Annotated in this window: 1 protein-coding gene; it reads right to left on the bottom strand. The window is 58.1% G+C overall.

What is annotated here, in order from left to right; genetic code table 11:
• Window positions 1-63: 63 nt before the first annotated feature.
• The gene (locus AC1DLB_RS27060) at window positions 64-2544 is read right to left on the bottom strand and encodes a hypothetical protein (protein ID WP_477786010.1); all 2481 of its coding nucleotides are present in this window, start codon (window positions 2542-2544) and stop codon (window positions 64-66) included.
• Window positions 2545-2679: the final 135 nt, after the last annotated feature.

Below are 2679 nucleotides of genomic sequence, written 5' to 3'. Positions count from 1 at the left end.
GAACGTGCCTCAGTCGGCTTCGTCTCTATTTGCGCGCCATGCCAGCGCCAGTGATAAACGTGACTAGCGCCAATGGCGTAAAGCCGATGTATCCAATGCTTGYCACGCTTCGGAGTGACACAGTTGATCCTTCGTCAGCCAGAGTCCTGCGTGTGGGCACAGGGACTCGGCGGGGAGTGCCAGCAGGTCGCTCAACTTCATTGCGCTGATTGAGCCTCGGTCTCTTTCATCCTCGGCTTCCCAGTCGCGCAGAAATAGACGCACCTTCAAGACATTGGCATTAAAACCTTCAAACTGTGGTCGATTGTGGAGCCACTGAGGTGAATGCCTCAAGGTTCGCTCCTGGACATCCAACAGCAAGATCTGCCATGCCAAGCGACCTCCGTGGTCATCGTCGACGTTGGTATGGAGTCGAGTCAGCGCGAGATAGCGTGCATCCTCGGACCAGATCATCGAGGGCGCGAGATGGCTGATGGCGCAACCGGACGCCGTCAGCAAATGCCCGCCCAGGCGTGGGCTCTGGACGCGTAGCCAACTGTCGGCGTATTCGGTTTCACAACCGAACAGCCACGCGGCATCTTTATCCATCGGTGCTGGCTGGACAAAGTTTCCATCGGCGATTGCAGACTGTGGCTGTTGAACCAGGCGCCAATCGGGGAGGGCGTTCAGGCCTTGTTGGCTGACATTGAGCTCACACCACTCGTAGTAAAGCCGCGAGTCCTGTCGATACTGGCAAAACGCAGCGGCATCGTCCGCCTCGGGTGGCGATTGATCAAAGCGCTGCAATGGACTGCTTTGCCGATCCTGATCCAGGCGACCTCGAATCACTGCCAGGCTCAGTCTCGGCCCACGAAAGTCCAACAATCGTGCGACCAACAGAGGAGGGCTGTTCATCAATTGTCGTTCCTGTGCGTCGACCACCACCACGTGACCTGCTGTGGCGGGCGGCAGGGCGAACGGTATTAATGCGATGTAACGTCCAGTGTCTGAAACTCGATGATCGAGCAGCCAAACGCCCGGTAACTCCCAGCCCCCAATCCTGCAGGTATAACCCCCGAGCCCCAGGCTGTTGTCTTGCCGCCAGCTAAATTGAGCCCGCGTATCATCAGTCAATGGTGCCGACTCGACCATCGTCGCGCCTCGCTGTCCATCACCCAACAGAGGCACGGCCAACCGCACGCGAGTCAGGTGCCGCTGCGCAACCTGCACCCGGCCGTTCGGATCATGGCCCACCTGAGACTCACAGTCGCTGTGTATGCTGTACAAGCCATAACCATAGCGACCGCGATCAGGCTGCGGGTAGTCGAAGTAAGACGATAGCCGCAGGTAATGGTCATCCAGCTCCAGGGGGGCGCTCCAACCCACGGAAGGTTCGCTGTCGGCGGATAGCCACGGACAAGGCAATGCTTGCCAGCCGCGGTCTACGTGCCAGAGCCAGTATTCGAGGGCTTGCGGTTGCTCATCATCCATCCGTGCATGGCAAGCGAACGAGCGACTATCGTGATTCCAGATGATTGAGGTATCGGCCCTGATCAGCAACGAAGTGGGCTCACCGTTTATGCTCACGCGGTATTCCGGGCTCATCAGCGGGGCGCAAGGCTGTGGCAATTCACGCAGGCTGGCCGGCAGCGCCAGACAAGCGTCCAAACTTTGCTGACCATCGGGAGACGTATGCCGGAACGCGTCGAGCGCAAGGTTTTTTTGCCAGTCACCAGGCTCAACCCAAAGGTCAATAACGGGCACCAGGCTAACCTTTTCAGCCGTCGTCAGCAGTTGCTCCAGGCTGATCTCCCGTGCGCCGTTGTCGACCAGAGGACTGTAACGCCCACTCAGGATGCCGTCGTTAAAGGCATCCAGTTCCCAAAATTCATCACACGAACACTGGTAAAGCTGACGCAACTGTCGATCCAGAATCACCAACCCCCAGGCTTGGCGCGAGGGTAAAGGCGCGGCGAAATAACGTCCGTCATTCGAGAAGCGAGCCGACGACCCAAGGCCCTGGAGCAGCACCCCATCTGGAAATAGGTAATCGCACAGGACGGGCCCGCCCATGGCGATTTCGCTGTAGTTGAACACCCTGATGGGCTCGCCCTCGGGAGTTTGCTGAGGTTCGTCCCCACCCCAGGCACTGGCGCCACCTGAAGACTGACCAGGCGATAGCGGTGACGACTTGGCCTGTGTTTTATCGACCAGGCCAAAACGTCTTTCCAAGTGACTGACGCAAGCCAGCCCGAAGAACATCACAGCCGCTGCCCCCGCAATATCCCAGTACGCCGGCAAAGCCCTGCCCAGATTAAAACCCAGGCCTAGTGCGGCAGAGGTCATCAGCCGTGCAGCCCCTCGGCCGGTTCGTTGCCAACCGGCCCGCGCGGTCAGCCACATTAAGGCAGTACAACCCAGTACCACACCGAGTGCCCATAACAGCGGTAGTACCGCCACGAGGAAAATCGGGATCAACAGTACGGMGATTTGCCAAAGTAGATCGAGCAATAATCGAGGCAGGCTTTTTTCGTCAGTACGTTGATCCGAAGAGTGAGTCACCATTACCTCGAGAATAAATGGGCGATTTCAAATAAGCGTGTTTGCGTAAAAGAGAGATGCTGAGTTACCAACGACCAGCCTGACCGAGGCTGGGAGGTGGGGAGTTTATCAGGATTGGGCTTGCGGGGCTCAGGCTGT

The sequence above is a fragment of the Pseudomonas sp. 05N434 genome (assembly GCF_056396965.1).
This window is presented reverse-complemented; position numbering and strand designations above follow the sequence as displayed.